General features: G+C 62.3%; 15 protein-coding genes. 8 read left to right on the forward strand and 7 right to left on the reverse strand.

From position 1 onward, the window contains the following. Nucleotides 1-34 precede the first annotated feature (34 nt). Together aroQ and C4J85_RS23525 are read left to right on the forward strand one after the other, a co-directional pair. Entirely contained in the window at nucleotides 35-481 is a 447-nt protein-coding gene (aroQ, locus tag C4J85_RS23520; RefSeq protein WP_124364504.1) for a type II 3-dehydroquinate dehydratase, read from the forward strand. Then, nucleotides 481-1,335 carry a shikimate dehydrogenase gene (locus C4J85_RS23525; protein ID WP_124410838.1) on the forward strand — a complete coding sequence of 285 codons (855 nt, stop codon included), beginning with the start codon at nucleotides 481-483 and terminating at the stop codon, nucleotides 1,333-1,335. The genes aroQ and C4J85_RS23525 overlap by 1 nt, the downstream gene beginning before the upstream one ends. Before the next feature lie 125 nt (nucleotides 1,336-1,460). Here C4J85_RS23525 and C4J85_RS23530 read toward each other — a convergent pair whose 3' ends face one another. Both C4J85_RS23530 and quiC read right to left on the reverse strand, forming a co-directional pair. After that, a complete protein-coding gene (locus tag C4J85_RS23530) occupies nucleotides 1,461-2,126 on the reverse strand; it encodes a TetR/AcrR family transcriptional regulator (RefSeq protein WP_124364506.1) in 666 nt (221 codons plus the stop codon). Between the two features lie 74 nt (nucleotides 2,127-2,200). Further along, entirely contained in the window at nucleotides 2,201-4,099 is a 1,899-nt protein-coding gene (gene quiC / locus C4J85_RS23535; protein ID WP_124410839.1) for a 3-dehydroshikimate dehydratase QuiC, read from the reverse strand. Between the two features lie 210 nt (nucleotides 4,100-4,309). Here quiC and C4J85_RS23540 point away from each other — a divergent pair, with 210 nt between their 5' ends. After that, the gene (locus tag C4J85_RS23540; protein WP_124364508.1) at nucleotides 4,310-5,644 is read left to right on the forward strand and encodes an MFS transporter; all 1,335 of its coding nucleotides are present in this window, start codon (nucleotides 4,310-4,312) and stop codon (nucleotides 5,642-5,644) included. Here the strand turns inward: C4J85_RS23540 and C4J85_RS23545 are convergent, their stop codons facing one another. Then, the gene (locus C4J85_RS23545) at nucleotides 5,645-6,523 is read right to left on the reverse strand and encodes a DMT family transporter (protein ID WP_124408239.1); all 879 of its coding nucleotides are present in this window, start codon (nucleotides 6,521-6,523) and stop codon (nucleotides 5,645-5,647) included. 186 nt (nucleotides 6,524-6,709) lie between these two features. Here C4J85_RS23545 and C4J85_RS23550 point away from each other — a divergent pair, with 186 nt between their 5' ends. The 3 genes from C4J85_RS23550 to C4J85_RS23560 are packed head-to-tail and all read left to right on the forward strand — an operon-like array spanning nucleotide 6,710 to nucleotide 9,053. After that, nucleotides 6,710-7,123: a membrane lipoprotein lipid attachment site-containing protein gene (locus C4J85_RS23550; RefSeq protein WP_124410840.1), complete on the forward strand. Its 414-nt coding sequence runs from the start codon at nucleotides 6,710-6,712 to the stop codon at nucleotides 7,121-7,123. Nucleotides 7,124-7,178: 55 nt separating this feature from the next. Then, complete coding sequence (locus C4J85_RS23555) at nucleotides 7,179-8,078, forward strand: neutral zinc metallopeptidase (RefSeq protein WP_124410841.1); 900 nt, start codon at nucleotides 7,179-7,181, stop codon at nucleotides 8,076-8,078. Beyond that, nucleotides 8,079-9,053: an alpha/beta hydrolase gene (locus C4J85_RS23560; protein WP_124368443.1), complete on the forward strand. Its 975-nt coding sequence runs from the start codon at nucleotides 8,079-8,081 to the stop codon at nucleotides 9,051-9,053. 129 nt (nucleotides 9,054-9,182) lie between these two features. Here C4J85_RS23560 and C4J85_RS23565 read toward each other — a convergent pair whose 3' ends face one another. From C4J85_RS23565 to C4J85_RS23575, 3 genes are read right to left on the reverse strand one after another with little or no spacing between them, the layout of a single operon-like run. After that, nucleotides 9,183-9,770 carry an HAD family hydrolase gene (locus C4J85_RS23565; RefSeq protein WP_124410842.1) on the reverse strand — a complete coding sequence of 196 codons (588 nt, stop codon included), beginning with the start codon at nucleotides 9,768-9,770 and terminating at the stop codon, nucleotides 9,183-9,185. Then, on the reverse strand, nucleotides 9,767-10,636 hold the full coding sequence (gene tesB, locus C4J85_RS23570) for an acyl-CoA thioesterase II (protein WP_124364513.1): 870 nt from the start codon (nucleotides 10,634-10,636) through the stop codon (nucleotides 9,767-9,769). The genes C4J85_RS23565 and tesB overlap by 4 nt, the downstream gene beginning before the upstream one ends. 38 nt (nucleotides 10,637-10,674) lie before the next feature. Beyond that, complete coding sequence (locus C4J85_RS23575) at nucleotides 10,675-11,244, reverse strand: GNAT family N-acetyltransferase (RefSeq protein ID WP_124410843.1); 570 nt, start codon at nucleotides 11,242-11,244, stop codon at nucleotides 10,675-10,677. 75 nt (nucleotides 11,245-11,319) lie between these two features. Here C4J85_RS23575 and C4J85_RS23580 point away from each other — a divergent pair, with 75 nt between their 5' ends. Together C4J85_RS23580 and C4J85_RS23585 are read left to right on the forward strand one after the other, a co-directional pair. Further along, entirely contained in the window at nucleotides 11,320-12,240 is a 921-nt protein-coding gene (locus tag C4J85_RS23580; RefSeq protein WP_124410844.1) for a histone deacetylase, read from the forward strand. A 171-nt stretch (nucleotides 12,241-12,411) separates the two neighbouring features. Beyond that, on the forward strand, nucleotides 12,412-13,638 hold the full coding sequence (locus C4J85_RS23585; protein ID WP_124410845.1) for a TIGR03862 family flavoprotein: 1,227 nt from the start codon (nucleotides 12,412-12,414) through the stop codon (nucleotides 13,636-13,638). 69 nt (nucleotides 13,639-13,707) lie between these two features. Here the strand turns inward: C4J85_RS23585 and C4J85_RS23590 are convergent, their stop codons facing one another. Then, entirely contained in the window at nucleotides 13,708-15,042 is a 1,335-nt protein-coding gene (locus C4J85_RS23590; protein WP_124405361.1) for a DEAD/DEAH box helicase, read from the reverse strand. Nucleotides 15,043-15,069: the final 27 nt, after the last annotated feature.

Here is a 15,069-nt window from a genome sequence, read left to right on the forward strand (position 1 = left end):
TCTCCACAACCAATAAAAACTGTGGAGACCCTCTATGCCGCCTATCGTGCTGGTGCTCAACGGCCCCAACCTCAACCTGCTCGGTACCCGCGAGCCTGCTACTTACGGCCACGAAACCCTGGCCGATATCGCCGCCCTGTGCGGGCGCAGCGCGGAAAAGCTCGGGCTGACCATCGAGTTTCGCCAGACCAACCACGAGGGCGAACTGCTCGACTGGATCCACGCCGCCCGCGCCCGTTGCGCCGGGATCGTGATCAACCCGGCGGCCTGGACTCATACCTCGGTGGCGATTCGCGATGCGCTGGTGGCCAGCGAAGTGCCGGTGATCGAGGTGCATCTGTCCAACGTGCATGCCCGTGAGGCGTTTCGTCATCACTCCTTTGTCTCGCCCATCGCCAAGGCGGTACTGGCCGGGTTCGGCAGCCATGGCTACCACTTGGCCCTGGAACATTTCAGCCACTCGTTGAAAGGATGCGCCTGATGAAACCGCGCGTTCTCGCCGGCCTGATCGGCGCCGGCATCCAGGCTTCCCGCACGCCCGCCCTGCATGAACAGGAAGGTGACGCCCAGGGCCTGCGCTACCTGTATCGCCTGATCGACCTGGAAGCGCTGCGCCTGGACAGCCACGCCCTGCCCGAACTGCTACGTGCCGCCGAGCAGATGCACTTCACCGGCTTGAACATTACCTACCCGTGCAAGCAAGCGATCCTGCCGTTGCTCGATGAATTGTCCGACGAGGCAAAGGGCATTGGCGCGGTCAACACCGTGGTGTTCAAGGACGGCAAGCGCATCGGCCATAACACCGATTGCCTGGGGTTTGCTGAGGGTTTCCGACGCAACTTGAATGACGTGCCGCGCCAGCGCGTGGTGCAAATGGGCGCCGGCGGCGCAGGCGCGGCGGTGGCGCACGCGCTGCTGGCCGAGGGCGTTGAACAGCTGAGCATTTTTGACCTGGACAGCCTCCGCGCCGGCGAGCTTGTGGATAACCTCGCCCGGCGTTTTGGCAACGGTCGTGCTCAGGTCGGCGGCGACTTGACCAACGCCATGGTGGAGGCGGACGGCCTGGTCAATACCACCCCGATGGGCATGGCCAAGCTGCCCGGCACACCCGTGCCCGCCGCGCTATTGCACGCCGGGCTGTGGGTGGCGGAAATCGTGTATTTCCCATTGGAAACCGAGTTGCTGCGCGACGCACGCGCCTTGGGTTGCCGCACGTTGGATGGCGGCAATATGGCGGTGTTTCAGGCAGTGAAGGCGTTTGAGTTGTTCAGTGGCGAGGCGGCGGATGCTGGCAGGATGTTGGCGCACTTTCAGAGCATGAATACGCCACTGTAGAAACAGAAATCCAAATGTGGGAGGGGGCTTGCTCCCGATAGCGGTGTGTCAGCCACCCCATGTTGCGCTGACAGACCGCTATCGGGAGCAAGCCCCCTCCCACATTGACCGCGTACAGCCAGTTCTCAAGCTTGCAGATAACGCAACACCGACTCGCAGATCATCTCCCGGTGCCGCTGCTTGATCGCCTCGTCCGACAGTTCAATCTGAAAGATCTCACTGAAGGTATGCCGGTTGGAGACACGGTAAAAACTGAACGAGTTGATCAGCAGGTGCACATCCAGCGGCTCCAACCCTTCGCGAAACAGCCCCATTTCAGCGCCGCGACGCAGGGTCTCACCGAGCCCCTCGAGGATTTTGCTGTTCATGTCCTTGATCGTACTGGTGCGCTTTACGTACTCGGCGTTGTGGATATTTTCGATGCTGACAATGCGCACGAAATCCACGTTCTGGTCATGGTGGTCGAAGGTGAACTCCACCAGCCGGCGGATCGCTTCGCGCGGTTCCAGGGCCGTGAGGTTCATGCGGGTCTCGGTGTTGCGGATATCGCCGTAGAGCTTCTCCAGCACCTCGACGTAGAGCTGTTCCTTGCTGCCGAAGTAGTAATAGATCATGCGCTTGGAGGTGTGGATGCGCTCGGCGATGGCGTCCACGCGGGCGCCGGACAGGCCCTGCTGAACGAACTCGACAATGGCTTCCTGGAGAATATTCTCGCGGGTCTTTTCCGGATTGTTCTTGCGACTCTTGCGCGGTGCGTCTGACACGGCAGAGAGGTCGGGAGTCAGGGTCATGGTGCGCTCACGGCGTTTTTATGCAGGCCCGATTATGGGCCGAGGCGCTCCCCGAAGGAAGCACCTCCCCACCGTTATAAACGTGCCTGACGCACCGCACCGCTGCGCGACTTGGCCATTGCCGCCAAACGCACCGCCACGTTGGCCGCGCCATAACCGGCATAGCCGTTCTTGCGCTGGATGATCTCGAAGAAAAACCGCCCCTCGAAGGCTTCGGTGTAGACATGAAACAGCTCACCGCCCTGGGCGTCGCGGTCGTACAGCACGTTGTAGTACGCCAGCTCGCTGAGGAACTCATCGTCGAAATCAAAGCGTGCAGCCAAATCGTCGTAGTAGTTGAGCGGGATATCCAACAGCGGCACCCCGGCCTCCTTGGCCCGGCGCACCTCGGCGAAAATATCCGCGCAATCGAAGGCAATGTGGTGCACGCCCGAGCCGCGATAGCTCGAAAGCGCGTGGGAAATCGCCGTATTGCGGTTCTCGGAAATATTCAGCGGCAGGCGAATCGAACTGCAGCGGCTGCGCAGTGCGCGGCTTTTGACCAGGCCGTAAGGGTCGGGCAGCACCACTTCGTCATCAGCTTCAAAATCCAGCAAGCTTTTGTAGAACAGCACCCAGCTGTCGAGGCTGTCGGCCGGCAGGGCCATGGCCATATGGTCGATGCGCAGCAAGCCGCCGCTGGCGGTGACGGGTTGCAGGTTGAAATCGGTGTCGTATAGCCCGCCTTCGCTTTGGTCCACCAGGTAAATCAAGCTGCCATCCGGCGCGCGTACGGCCGCCAACTCCAGCTCATTGGGCCCGACCAGGCCGCGATAGGGCTGGCCCTTGTAGGCCACCGCCCGCTCCAACGCCTTGGCGCTGTCCTTGACCCGAATCGCCGTGGCGCACAGCGACGGGCCATGGGCCTCGAAAAAGTTGTGGGCAAAGGAATAGGGTTCGCAATTGAGGATCAGGTTGATATCGCCCTGGCGCAACAGGCTCACGTTCTTGGAACGATGCTGGCCGGCCTTGGCGAAGCCCAGGCGTTCCAACCAATGGGTCAGCTTCGCGCCGAGGCTTTCATCCACCGCAAATTCGAGGAATTCGATGCCGTCGTACTCGCTGGCCGCCGGGGTTTCGAACAGGATATCCACGGGCGCGGCGGGTTGCTCCGCCGCCAGGCGCTGGCGGGTTTTCTCTTCCAGGTACAGCAACGAGCGCAAACCATCTGCCGCGTTGGCCCGGGTCGGTGCGGCGCGAAAGCCGTCGTTGAAAATCTCCAGGGACAACGGCCCGGTGTAGCCACTCTGGATGATCGGCGCGAGAAACCCAGCCAGGTCGAACTCACCCTGGCCGGGGAAGCAGCGAAAATGCCGGCTCCACTCCAGCACATCCATGGCCAGGATCGGCGCGTCGGCCATTTGCACGAAGAAGATTTTGTCGCCGGGGATCTCGGCGATGCCACTCGGGTCGCCCTTGAGCGACAAGGTGTGGAAACTGTCGAGCAGCACACCCAGGCTGGGATGGTCCACCTGGCGCACCAGGTTCCACACCTGCTGCCAGGTGTTCACATGCTTGCCCCAGGCCAGCGCTTCATAGCCGATTCGCAAGCCGCGGCGGCCCGCGTGTTCGGCCAGCAGGCTGAGGTCGTCCAGCAGGATGCGCTCATCGCCCACGCAATCGGCTGAGGCATTACTGCACACCAGCACCAGGTCGGTGCCCAGCTCCTGCATCAGATCGAATTTGCGCTCGGCGCGCTCGAGGTTGCGCGCCAGACGATCACGGCGGCAGCCCTCGAAGTCTCGAAACGGCTGGAACAGGGTGATGGCAATGCCCAAGTCGGCGCACATCTGCCTGACTTCACGCGGGCTGCCGTCGTAGTACAGCAGGTCGTTTTCAAAAATCTCAACGCCATCAAACCCGGCGGCGGCAATGGCTTCGAGCTTTTCCGGCAGGGTGCCGCTCAACGACACGGTAGCGATGGAACGTTGCATGGGTCACTCCCGGCAATTGTTGTTTATGGCAAATTATTCGCCCACAGCCTACACGCGGCAATTAAAATGTACGAACCGGTTAGTTTTTGGTGCGATTATCGAACACTATGCCCCTTTGGCGAATTGACGACTTTTTAACCACTGCGCACCATCGAACCTGCATCAAGACCCAGAACACACCATAAAAATTTCAAAAACGGGTACGACCTCATGCCTCTGCAAAACTCCGCCCTGGCCGCGCGCCCCGGCACCCCGCACGCCGGCATCGGCGACAAGATCCGCGGCGCCCTGGCCGTGGGTAAAACCCGCTGGGGCATGCTGGCCCTGGTGTTCTTCGCCACCACCCTCAACTACATCGACCGCGCCGCCCTGGGCGTGATGCAACCGATTCTGGCCAAGGAAATGAGCTGGACGGCGATGGATTACGCCAACATCAACTTCTGGTTCCAGGTCGGCTACGCCATCGGCTTTGTGCTGCAGGGCCGCTTGATCGACCGGGTAGGCGTCAAGCGCGTGTTTTTCTGCGCGGTGCTGCTGTGGAGCCTGGCCACCGGCGCCCACGGCCTGGCCACCTCGGCAGTCGGCTTCATGGTCTGCCGGTTTATCCTCGGGCTGACCGAGGCCGCCAACTACCCGGCGTGCGTGAAAACTACGCGCCTGTGGTTCCCGGCCGGCGAGCGCGCGGTGGCGACCGGTATCTTCAACGCCGGCACCAACGTCGGCGCGATGATGACGCCCATGCTGCTGCCGTTGATCCTGCACGTGTGGGGCTGGCAGGCGGCGTTCCTGTGCATGTCGGCGCTCGGGGGTATCTGGCTGGTGTTGTGGGGCTTGAAGTACTACAACCCGGAAGAGCATCCCACCGTTAAACAATCCGAATTGGACTACGTGCAACAGGAAGTCGAGCCGGAACAACCCCGCGTACCGTTCAGCCGCATCCTGCGCATGCGCGGCACCTGGGCCTTCGCACTGGCGTACTCGCTGACCGCGCCGGTGTTCTGGTTCTACCTGTACTGGCTACCGCCATTCCTGAACCAGCAATACAACCTGGGCATCAACGTGACGCAGATGGGCATCCCGCTGATCATCATCTACCTCACCGCCGACTTCGGCAGCGTGGGCGGCGGAATTCTGTCCTCGTTCCTGATCGGTCGCGGGATGAACTCGATCAAGGCGCGGCTGCTGTCGATGTTCTTGTTCGCCTGCTGCATCGTCGGCGTGATCATGGCGGCCGGTTCCAGCCAGCTGTGGGTCGCGGTGTTCGCCATCTCCCTGGCCATCGGCGCGCACCAGGCCTGGACCGCCAACATCTGGAGCCTGGTGATGGACTACACGCCCAAGCACATGATGAGCACGGTGTTCGGCTTCGGCGGCATGTGCGCGGCCATCGGCGGCATGTTCATGACCCAGATCGTCGGCCATATCCTGACCGTGACCAACAACAACTACACGCTGTTGTTCACCCTGATTCCGGCGATGTATTTCATCGCACTGGTGTGGATGTACTTCATGGCGCCGCGCAAGATTCCTACGGTAGAGGTGTAATCAACGCCGCCGCTGCTGCCAGGCAGCGGCCAAGCCGCTCATGCAGATCACCCCGATACCGACCACCGTGGTCATGTCGGGGGTATGACTGAACACCAGCCAACCCAACAACCCCGCAAACACGATCTGGCAATAGCCGAACGGCGCCAGCAAGGCCGGCGCCGCGAAGCGGAACGCCTGGGTGAGCATCAAGTGCGCGGTCATCCCGCAGGTGCCCAGCGCCAGCATCATCACCCCATGCCACAGGGTCGGTACCTGCCAGAAGAACGGCACCATCGCACTCATCACCAGGGTGTTGCACAGGCCGGCGAAGAAGTTGCTGGTGGTGGGGCTGTCGTATTGGCTGAGGATGCGCGTGAGCAGTTGGTAGAAGCAGAAGAACAGCGCCGAGCACAGTGGCAGCAGCACCGCCGGGGTGAACAGCTCACCGCCCGGATGGATGATGATCACCACGCCGATAAACCCGCAGATCACCGCCAGCCATTGGCCACGCGTGACGTGCTCGCCGAGCAGTGGCACCGAGAGCGCGGTCACCAGGATCGGCGCAAGGAAGTTCACCGCCGTGGCTTCCGCCAACGGGATGTAATGCAGCGCCGTGGTGAAGAACAGGCTGGTGCCCAACAAGCACAACGCCCGCACCACCTGCATCCCCGGCCGTTTGCTGCGCAGCACGCGCAGGCCCGATTGCGGCAGGAAGATCCCGGCCATCAGCAAGGTGTGCACCATGTACCGCGCCCACACCACCATCACGATCGGGTAGAACCCGGCCAGGTATTTGGACAGGGCGTCGTGGCTGGAGAACAGGAACGTCGCCAGCACAATCAGCAGGATGCCTTTGAAGGGATGATTGACGCCGGAAAGCGGGGTACTGACAGTCATTGAATTCTCTTGTGTGGCGAGCTGAACACGGTGGCACTCAACCGAAGTAATCTAGCAGCCGGGCATGCGTCTGCCCCAAGAGCATAACCAAACACCGGGCGAACAGCGCACTAAATCAGTGGATTTGAGTCCAACCCTGCACGCGCGCCCCGGCGTTGCACACTTTTTAATCAAGGCCCTGCCGCTATGAAAAAAATCCTGTTTGTGCTGTCTGCCCTCGCCCTGCTCTCTGCCTGCGATAAAACGCCGAAAGAAGCCCCCAAGACCGCCCCCGCGTCCGTGCAGGCGACCCTTGTACCCGAAACGCCACCCACCGATAAATGGGTGGGCAAGTGGATCGGCGTCGAAGGCTTGAACCTGAACATCGCCAAGGACGACAGCATCGGCCGCGGCCACTACCTTCTGACCATGCAGTATGGCCTGGATGCCGATGCATCCGGCACGTTCAAAGGCCAGGCAACCGATGATGGCATCGCCTTTACCCGCCCTGACGGCCCGCAGGTGCTGCGCGCCGGGGATGGCGCAGCCACTGGCTTGAAATGGCTGGCCGATAAAAAAGACTGCCTGATTGTCGCCAGCGGCGAAGGCTATTGCCGCTAACTACGACCATACTCCATCCATATTTTTGCCGGACCGTTAACAAGAGGATTGCCCCATGCTATGGAAAAAAGGCCGACGCAGCGACAACGTGGTGGATGCCCGCGATGACAGCGGCGGTGGCGGCGGTGGCGGCGGTGGCGGGATGCGCTTCGGTGGCGGCAAGGGCCTGAGCCTGACCGCTATCGTGCTGATCGTCGGCATCGGCTGGCTCACCGGCCAGGACCCGATGCAGATCCTCGGCCAATTGACCGGCCAGATGGAGCAGGCGCCGTCGGTCAGCACGCAATCGCGTCAGGCTCCGCCGGCCAACGACGAGCAGGCCGACTTCGTGCGCGCGGTGCTGGGCGATACCGAAGACACCTGGGGCCAGGTGTTCCAGGAGAACGGCCTGGCTTACAAGAACCCGAAACTGATCCTGTTCCGTGGCCGGGTGAACTCCGCCTGCGGGGGCGCCACCTCGGCCAGCGGCCCGTTCTATTGCCCGGCTGACCAGCAGGTGTACCTGGACCTGGATTTCTTCCGTGAAATGTCGCAACGCTTCCAGGCCGCAGGCGATTTCGCCCAGGCGTATGTGATCGCCCACGAAGTCGGGCATCACGTACAAACCCTGCTTGGCATCTCGTCCAAGATCCAGGCCGCGCGCCAGCAGGGTCGGCCGATGCAAGGCGACGGCGGCCTGCTGGTCCGCCAGGAGCTGCAAGCCGACTGCTTTGCCGGCGTCTGGGCCAACCGCGCGCAAAAGCGCCTGAATTGGCTGGAACCCGGCGATATCGAAGAAGCACTGAATGCCGCCAACGCCATTGGCGACGACCGCCTGCAGCAGCAGGGCCAAGGGCGCGTGGTGCCGGACTCGTTTACCCACGGCACGTCGGCTCAGCGCGTGCGCTGGTTCAAGACCGGCTTCGCCCAGGGGCAGATCGCCCAGTGCGATACCTTTACGGCCAAGAGTCTTTAAATGCATAAACGCGTGGGCTGGCTGCTGGCGTGGTTGATGTCCTGTTCAGCGTTGGCTGCCGAACACGGCGTCAACCTGGTCAGCCCTGAGCGTTTTCATGTGGATGCGGGCGAGCTCAGCCTGGGCTTGAGCCAGGATTGGCGCCAGCCGCTGCCGGAGGTCACCCGCGCGCTGATTATCGTGCACGGCCGCCTGCGCAATGCGCAGACCTATCTGAAAAGCGGGATCGATGCCGCGGCCCATGCCGGGGCTGGCGGTACCGTGCTGGTGATTGCGCCGCAGTTTCTCAACCAGTCGGACGTTGAACGTCACCACCTGGATGACCAGGTGCTGCGCTGGAAGGGCAATGACTGGATGGCCGGCGCGCCGTCCATCGGTCCGGGCGCGGTCAGCTCTTTTGGCGCCCTCGACCAGATCATCCAACACCTGGGCAACCGCGCACTGTTCCCGCATCTGAAAGAAATCGTCGTCGCCGGCCATTCCGGTGGCGGCCAGGTGGTACAGCGCTTCGCGGTCACCGGCCACGCTCACCCAATGCTGCAGACCGAAGGCATCCGCCTGCGGTATGTGGTGGCCAACCCATCGTCCTACGCCTACTTCAGCCCACAACGGCCGGTGAAGTTCGAAACGGCCGGTTGCCCTGATTTCAACGACTGGAAGTACGGCATGCAAGGTGTACCGGACTACGCCAAGGGCCAGGGCGCCGAGCAACTGGAGCAGGCTTATGTTTCACGCGATGTCACGTACCTGCTGGGCCAACAAGACACCGACCCCAACCACCCGGCGCTGGACAAAAGCTGCGAAGCCGAAACCCAGGGTGCGTATAGGCTGATTCGCGGGCACAACTATTTTGACGCCCTCAAGCAGCGGCATCCGCAGTTGGGTCACAGGCTGGTAGAAGTACCGGGAGTGGGGCATGACGGGGATAAAATGTTTACCTCGCCCGAGGGCCAGAAAGTCCTGTTCGCGCAATAACTGCCGAAACCGGATAAACATGTGGGAGGGGGCTTGCTCCCGATGGCGGTGTGTCAACCAGCACATATTTAGCTGACAGACCGCTATCGGGAGCAAGCCCCCTCCCACAGTTGACCTTCATTGCCTGGGCTAGATCATTCGGCGCAACGCCGCACAATCCTCGGCATGCCAATCCGCCAGTTCCGGCCACGGGTTCTGCGGCAAATTAACCAGCACCGTCCGCGTCCCGGCCGCCCGGCCGCAATCCAGGTCGAAGCGGTAATCGCCAACCATCACCATCTCGCTCGGTGTGACATCCCAGGCCGCCGCCAGCTTCAACAAGCCGCCCGGATCCGGCTTGGGCGGTGCGTCCTCACGCCCCAGCACGTCATCGGCGGCAAAACAGTCCGCCAAGCCAATCGCTGCCAGGGTGACATGCGCCAGTTCCTGCGCATTGCGCGTCAAAATGCCCAGGCGATAACCGCGTGCGGCCAGCTCGCGCACCAGTTCCACCGCGCCCGCGGCGGCGACCGAACCCAGCGCCAGTTCGCGCTCGTGTTCCAGCAACCAGGCATGCTTGGCCGCCGCGATATCCGCCGGCAATGCGGCAAGGTGCGTGAGAATATCGTCTTCAGCAGGAATCTCCAGCGCCACGCGGATGGCCGCAAAATCATGCACGGCCACCGTGAGGGTGCCGTCCATATCAAACACCCAATGCCGGACGTCGGCCAGGCTCATGCCCAGTCCTTGCGATGACGAATCAAGCCTTCCTGGGTCACCGACGCCACCAGTTGCCCGGCGCGGTTGTACACGCTGCCCCGGGAAAACCCTCGGGAATTGCCGGCCCATGGGCTGTCCATGGCATACAGCAACCAATCATCGGCGCGCAGATCAGCGTGGAACCACAGCGCGTGGTCGAGGCTGGCGACCTGCATATCTTTGTGCCACACGGTCTTGCCATGGGGCAGCAGCGAGGTGGTCAACAGGCCGAAGTCCGAGGCGTAGGCCAGCAGGTATTTATGCAACGCCGGCGCATCGGCCAGGGCGCCGTCGGCACGAAACCACACGTACTTGACCGGGTCGGACGGCTGCGGGTTGAACGGGTCTTTTTCGGTAACAGGCCGCACTTCGATGGGCTTGGGGCACAGCAGCTTGTCGCGCATATGCTCCGGGATCAGGTGCGCACGCTGCTGAGTCAGTTCCAGCTCCGACGGCAGGTTCTCCGGGCCGACCACCACGGGCATGGTGGTCTGGTGTTCGAAACCTGCTTCGTCGTACTGGAACGAGGTGGTGCAGGTGAAAATCGGGTGGCCCTTCTGGATCGCCGTGACGCGGCGCGTGCTGAAACTGCCGCCGTCGCGCACGCGGTCCACCGAATACACCACCGGCAATGCGGCGTCGCCTGGACGCAGGAAATAACCGTGCAGCGAATGCACGTGGCGCGCTTCTTCTACAGTCTGGCTGGCCGCTGACAGCGACTGGCCGAGCACCTGGCCACCGAACAATTGGCGAAAACCCAGGTCCTGGCTGCGGCCGCGAAAGAGGTTTTCCTCGATCGGCTCCAGGGTCAGCAAGTCCACCAGATCTTCCAATACTTGGCTCATAGAGCAACTCCTAAACTCGATAGGGCATTCCGGGCTGCTTATCCGTGCAGCGTGTCCAACCATTGGGCGCGGGTGATGCGGTATAAAACATGCGGACGCAGCGGGTCATCGGCTGCGACTTTGGGGTGTTCGAAATCTGCCTGCGGATCGTAATGCATACCGATGGCCTGCATGACTTTTTGTGATGGCAGATTGGCTTCGGTGGTGAAGGCGACGACCTCATCCAGGCTCAAGCGATCGAAACCACAGCGCAATGCGGTCCAGGCCGCCTCGCTGGCGTAACCCAGGCCCCAGTGCTCGCGGGCCAGACGCCAGCCGATTTCCACCGCCGGGGTGAAATTCGCTTCAAAACTGACGTTCTGCAGCCCGGTGAGGCCGATGAATTCACCGGTGTCCTTGCGCTGCAAAGCCCAAAAGCCAAAACCATATTCGGCGAAGTGGCCGCGGATCCGGCCAATCAGTGCAGCGCTTTCCAGGTGGCTCAATTTAGCCGGGAAATAACGCATCACCTGCGGGTCGGCGCACATTTGCGCAAAGGCCAGCAGGTCGCTGTCACGCCATTGGCGCATGACCAGCCGTGCGCTTTCCAATTCCAGTATCGGCTCCATGGGTCCCCTCCCTTGCCATGTGCGTGAGTGTACAGCGCTGGTAAGATCCGACGCAGATTCCAGTCAGAAAATCCCATGCCCTTGCCATTGATCTACCACGATGACTACAGCCCCGAGTTCCCTGCGGACCACCGCTTCCCCATGGACAAGTTTCGCCTGTTGCGCGATCACCTGGTGGACAGCGGCCTGACCGAGGACAGCCATTTGCTGCGCCCGCAGTTGTGCCCGGCAGAGATTCTGGGCCTGGCCCATGAACCTGGGTATATCGAACGCTATATGAGCGGCGAGTTGTCTCGCGAGGACCAACGGCGCCTCGGCCTGCCGTGGAGCGAAGCCCTGGCGCGCCGCACCGTGCGCGCGGTGGGCGGCTCGATCCTCGCGGCGGAGCAGGCGCTGGAGCACGGCCTGGCCTGCCACCTCGCCGGTGGCACCCATCATGCCCACTACGATTACCCGGCGGGCTTTTGCATCTTCAATGACCTGGCCGTGATCAGCCATTACCTGCTGGCCAGCGGTCGGGTCAACCGTGTGCTGATCTTCGACTGCGACGTACACCAGGGCGACGGCACCGCGCGCATCCTGCACGACACGCCGGATGCCATCACCGTATCGCTGCACTGCGAAAAAAACTTTCCGGCGCGCAAGGCCCAGAGCGACTGGGACATTCCGTTGCCGATGGGCATGGGCGATGCCGACTACCTAAAGGTGGTGGATGACGCGCTCAACTACCTGCTGCCGCTCTACCAGCCGGACCTGGTGCTGTACGACGCCGGCGTGGATGTACACAAGGACGATGCACTCGGTTACCTCAAGCTGACCGATGCCGGTGTCGCCGCCCGCGATGAAAGCGTGATGCGGCACTGCCTGGGCCGCGACATTCCGCTGATGGGCGTGATCGGTGGCGGCTACAGCAAGGACCGCCCTGCCCTGGCCCGCCGCCACGGCATCCTGCACCACAGCGCGCAGCGCGTGTGGACGTCATCAGGTTGTCATTGAACTGTGGACGTTACCCACAATGCCTGTGGAACCAGCTGTGGATAACTTGAGCGTAACGGCCTGAAAGCGCTTAGCCGTATGGCTTGTAGGAAAGTGTACGTTTTTTGATCAGGCAGCTACGCCTTCGTCGGGTAGAATGCTCGGCCTATTCACAGCACCGTAGCCCTGCCCATGCCTCAGACTTCTCCTCACCCTGTCTCCATCATCGGCGGCGGCCCTGCCGGGCTGATGGCCGCAGAAGTCCTGAGCCGGGCGGGCGTGCGCGTGGAGCTGTATGACGGCATGCCTTCCGTGGGGCGCAAGTTCCTGCTGGCCGGCGTGGGCGGCATGAATATCACCCACTCCGAAGCCTACCCGGCGTTCCTCTCGCGCTATGCCGACCGCGCGCCGCACATGGCGCCGTTATTGCGCAGCTTCGGTGCCGAAGCATTGTGCGAGTGGATTCACGGCCTGGGCATCGAAACCTTTATCGGCACCTCTGGCCGCGTATTTCCTACGGACATGAAAGCCGCGCCGCTGCTGCGGGCCTGGCTCAAGCGCCTGCGTGAACAAGGTGTGGTTATCCACACCCGGCATCGTTGGCTGGGGTGGAATGCTGAAGGCGACTTACTTATCCACAGCCCGGAGGGCGAGAAAACCGTGCGCAGCGCTGCGGTGCTCCTGGCCTTGGGCGGCGGCAGCTGGTCGCGCCTGGGCTCCGATGGCGCCTGGCTCAATTTATTCGAAGAGCGTGGCGTGCCTTATGTGCGCCTGCAGCCGAGCAACTGCGGTTTCGAGGTGTCGGCGTGGAGCGACTTGATGGTCAGCAAATTCGCCGGGGCGCCGTTGAAAAACGTCGCCATTGGGCTGGGCGACGATAAACCTCGCCTGGGCGAATGCGTAGTGACCGCCACGGGTATCGAAGGCAGCCTGATCTATGCCCTGTCAGCGCCGATTCGGGAAACGATCAACCGCGACGGCGCCGCCACCGTGCATATCGATCTGCTGCCGAGCAAGCCGTTGCACAAGGTGCAGGCGGCACTGGCCAAGCCGCGCGGGTCGCGGTCGATGAGCAAGCATTTACACAGTCAACTGGGCCTGGATGGGGTCAAGGCGGCGCTGTTGCGTGAGCTGGCACCTGCTGAGCACTTCAATGACCCGGCGCAGTTGGCGGTGGATATCAAAGCGTTGCCATTGAAACTGGTCAGGACGCGGCCACTGGATGAAGCCATCAGCACGGCCGGCGGTGTGCCGTTCGAAGCGCTGGATGAGCGGCTGATGCTCAAGCAAATGCCGGGCGTGTTTTGTGCCGGGGAGATGCTGGACTGGGAGGCGCCGACCGGCGGGTATTTGCTGACGGGGTGTTTTGCCAGTGGCCGGGCGGCTGGGCTTGGGCTGTTGGAATGGCTTAATAGCTGAGAGGGGTGGTGGATTCGAAGCCGCCATCGGGGGCAAGCCCCCGATGAGGCCATCAGCCACACCGCAAAATCACTTCTTCTTACGCGGCCCGGTGTTGAAAACCGGCACTTTGCGCACCGGCTTGATCGAAGGCTCCGCCGGCGCCACGTCGCCGCTGTCCACCCACTTGCCCAAATTGCGCTTACCACCGCCACCCGACGTCTTGGGCTTCTTCGGCTTTTTCGGCTTCTTTACCACCTGCCCGCTGGCATCGGTATCCGGCACGCGGTGTTCCGGCTCGAAGTCCGGTTCCATCTTGCGGGTCAGGGTCTGGCGGGTCAGCATTTCGATCGCCGAGAGCATGTTCACTTCATCGGCGCACACCAGCGAAATCGCCTCGCCGGTGTTGCCCGCGCGACCGGTGCGGCCGATGCGGTGGATGTAGTCTTCTGCGACGATCGGCAGGTCGAAATTGACCACAAGCGGCAAGTCTTCGATGTCCAGGCCACGGGCCGCCACGTCGGTGGCGACCAGAATCTGCACGTCGCTGGCCTTGAAGCGGTCCAGCGCACGCTGGCGGGTGGCCTGGGGTTTGTCGCCATGGATGCCGTCGGCGTTGATGCCCAGCCCCTGCAACTTATCCACCAGCGCATCCACGCCGTTGCGGGTTTTGGCAAACACCAGCACCTGTTTCCAACGGCCCTTGCGCATCAGGTGCACGAACAGCTCCGCCTTGCGCTTTTTATCCACCGGCACCACCCACTGTTTCACGGTGTTGGCGGCGACGTTGCGCGGGCTGACTTCGATGCTCAGCGGGTCGTTGAGCATCTGCCCGGCCAGCAGGCGGATGTCATCGGAGAAAGTGGCGGAGAACAGCAGGGTCTGGCGCTTTTTCGGCAGCATGCGGTAGATATTCGCAAGCTCTTCGGAGAAGCCCAGGTCGAGCATGCGGTCGGCTTCATCCAGTACCAGGGTTTGCAGCTGATTGAGTTTCAGCGCGTTCTGGCGAAACAGGTCGATCAGGCGACCCGGCGTGGCAACCAGGATGTCCACGCCCTTGCGCAGCTTCATCATCTGCGGGTTGATGCTCACGCCGCCATATACCGCGTAAGTGGTCAGTGGCAGGTGTTGGGCGTACTCGGCGACGCTGGCGTGAACCTGCTCGGCCAGTTCGCGGGTGGGACACAGGATCAGCGCACGCGCCGAATTGGCGGCGACTTTCGGCCCTTCCATCGTCAGCAGTTGCAGCAGCGGCAAGGCAAAGCCGGCGGTCTTGCCGGTGCCGGTCTGGGCCGCGGCCATCAGGTCACGACCGGCCAGCACCGCCGGAATGGCTTGCGCCTGCACCGGCGTCGGGGTCTGGTAGCCAAGCGTCTCAAGGGCGCGCAGCAAGGGTTCGATCAGGCCAAGGGAGGCGAAAGTCATGTGTTTACCGTAGGAAAAATTCAGCGC

This window comes from Pseudomonas sp. R4-34-07 (genome assembly GCF_003852375.1).
Lineage (GTDB): Bacteria > Pseudomonadota > Gammaproteobacteria > Pseudomonadales > Pseudomonadaceae > Aquipseudomonas.

Coding starts and splice junctions, on each gene's coding strand:
- quiC (WP_124410839.1), bottom strand. CDS start 4,099: ATGCAACGTTCCATCGCTACCGTGTCGTTGAGCGGCACCCTGCCGGAA.
- C4J85_RS23560 (WP_124368443.1), top strand. CDS start 8,079: ATGCATAAACGCGTGGGCTGGCTGCTGGCGTGGTTGATGTCCTGTTCA.
- C4J85_RS23550 (WP_124410840.1), top strand. CDS start 6,710: ATGAAAAAAATCCTGTTTGTGCTGTCTGCCCTCGCCCTGCTCTCTGCC.
- C4J85_RS23545 (WP_124408239.1), bottom strand. CDS start 6,523: ATGACTGTCAGTACCCCGCTTTCCGGCGTCAATCATCCCTTCAAAGGC.
- C4J85_RS23585 (WP_124410845.1), top strand. CDS start 12,412: ATGCCTCAGACTTCTCCTCACCCTGTCTCCATCATCGGCGGCGGCCCT.
- C4J85_RS23590 (WP_124405361.1), bottom strand. CDS start 15,042: ATGACTTTCGCCTCCCTTGGCCTGATCGAACCCTTGCTGCGCGCCCTT.
- tesB (WP_124364513.1), bottom strand. CDS start 10,636: ATGAGCCAAGTATTGGAAGATCTGGTGGACTTGCTGACCCTGGAGCCG.
- C4J85_RS23540 (WP_124364508.1), top strand. CDS start 4,310: ATGCCTCTGCAAAACTCCGCCCTGGCCGCGCGCCCCGGCACCCCGCAC.
- C4J85_RS23530 (WP_124364506.1), bottom strand. CDS start 2,126: ATGACCCTGACTCCCGACCTCTCTGCCGTGTCAGACGCACCGCGCAAG.
- C4J85_RS23525 (WP_124410838.1), top strand. CDS start 481: ATGAAACCGCGCGTTCTCGCCGGCCTGATCGGCGCCGGCATCCAGGCT.
- aroQ (WP_124364504.1), top strand. CDS start 35: ATGCCGCCTATCGTGCTGGTGCTCAACGGCCCCAACCTCAACCTGCTC.
- C4J85_RS23565 (WP_124410842.1), bottom strand. CDS start 9,770: ATGAGCCTGGCCGACGTCCGGCATTGGGTGTTTGATATGGACGGCACC.
- C4J85_RS23575 (WP_124410843.1), bottom strand. CDS start 11,244: ATGGAGCCGATACTGGAATTGGAAAGCGCACGGCTGGTCATGCGCCAA.
- C4J85_RS23555 (WP_124410841.1), top strand. CDS start 7,179: ATGCTATGGAAAAAAGGCCGACGCAGCGACAACGTGGTGGATGCCCGC.
- C4J85_RS23580 (WP_124410844.1), top strand. CDS start 11,320: ATGCCCTTGCCATTGATCTACCACGATGACTACAGCCCCGAGTTCCCT.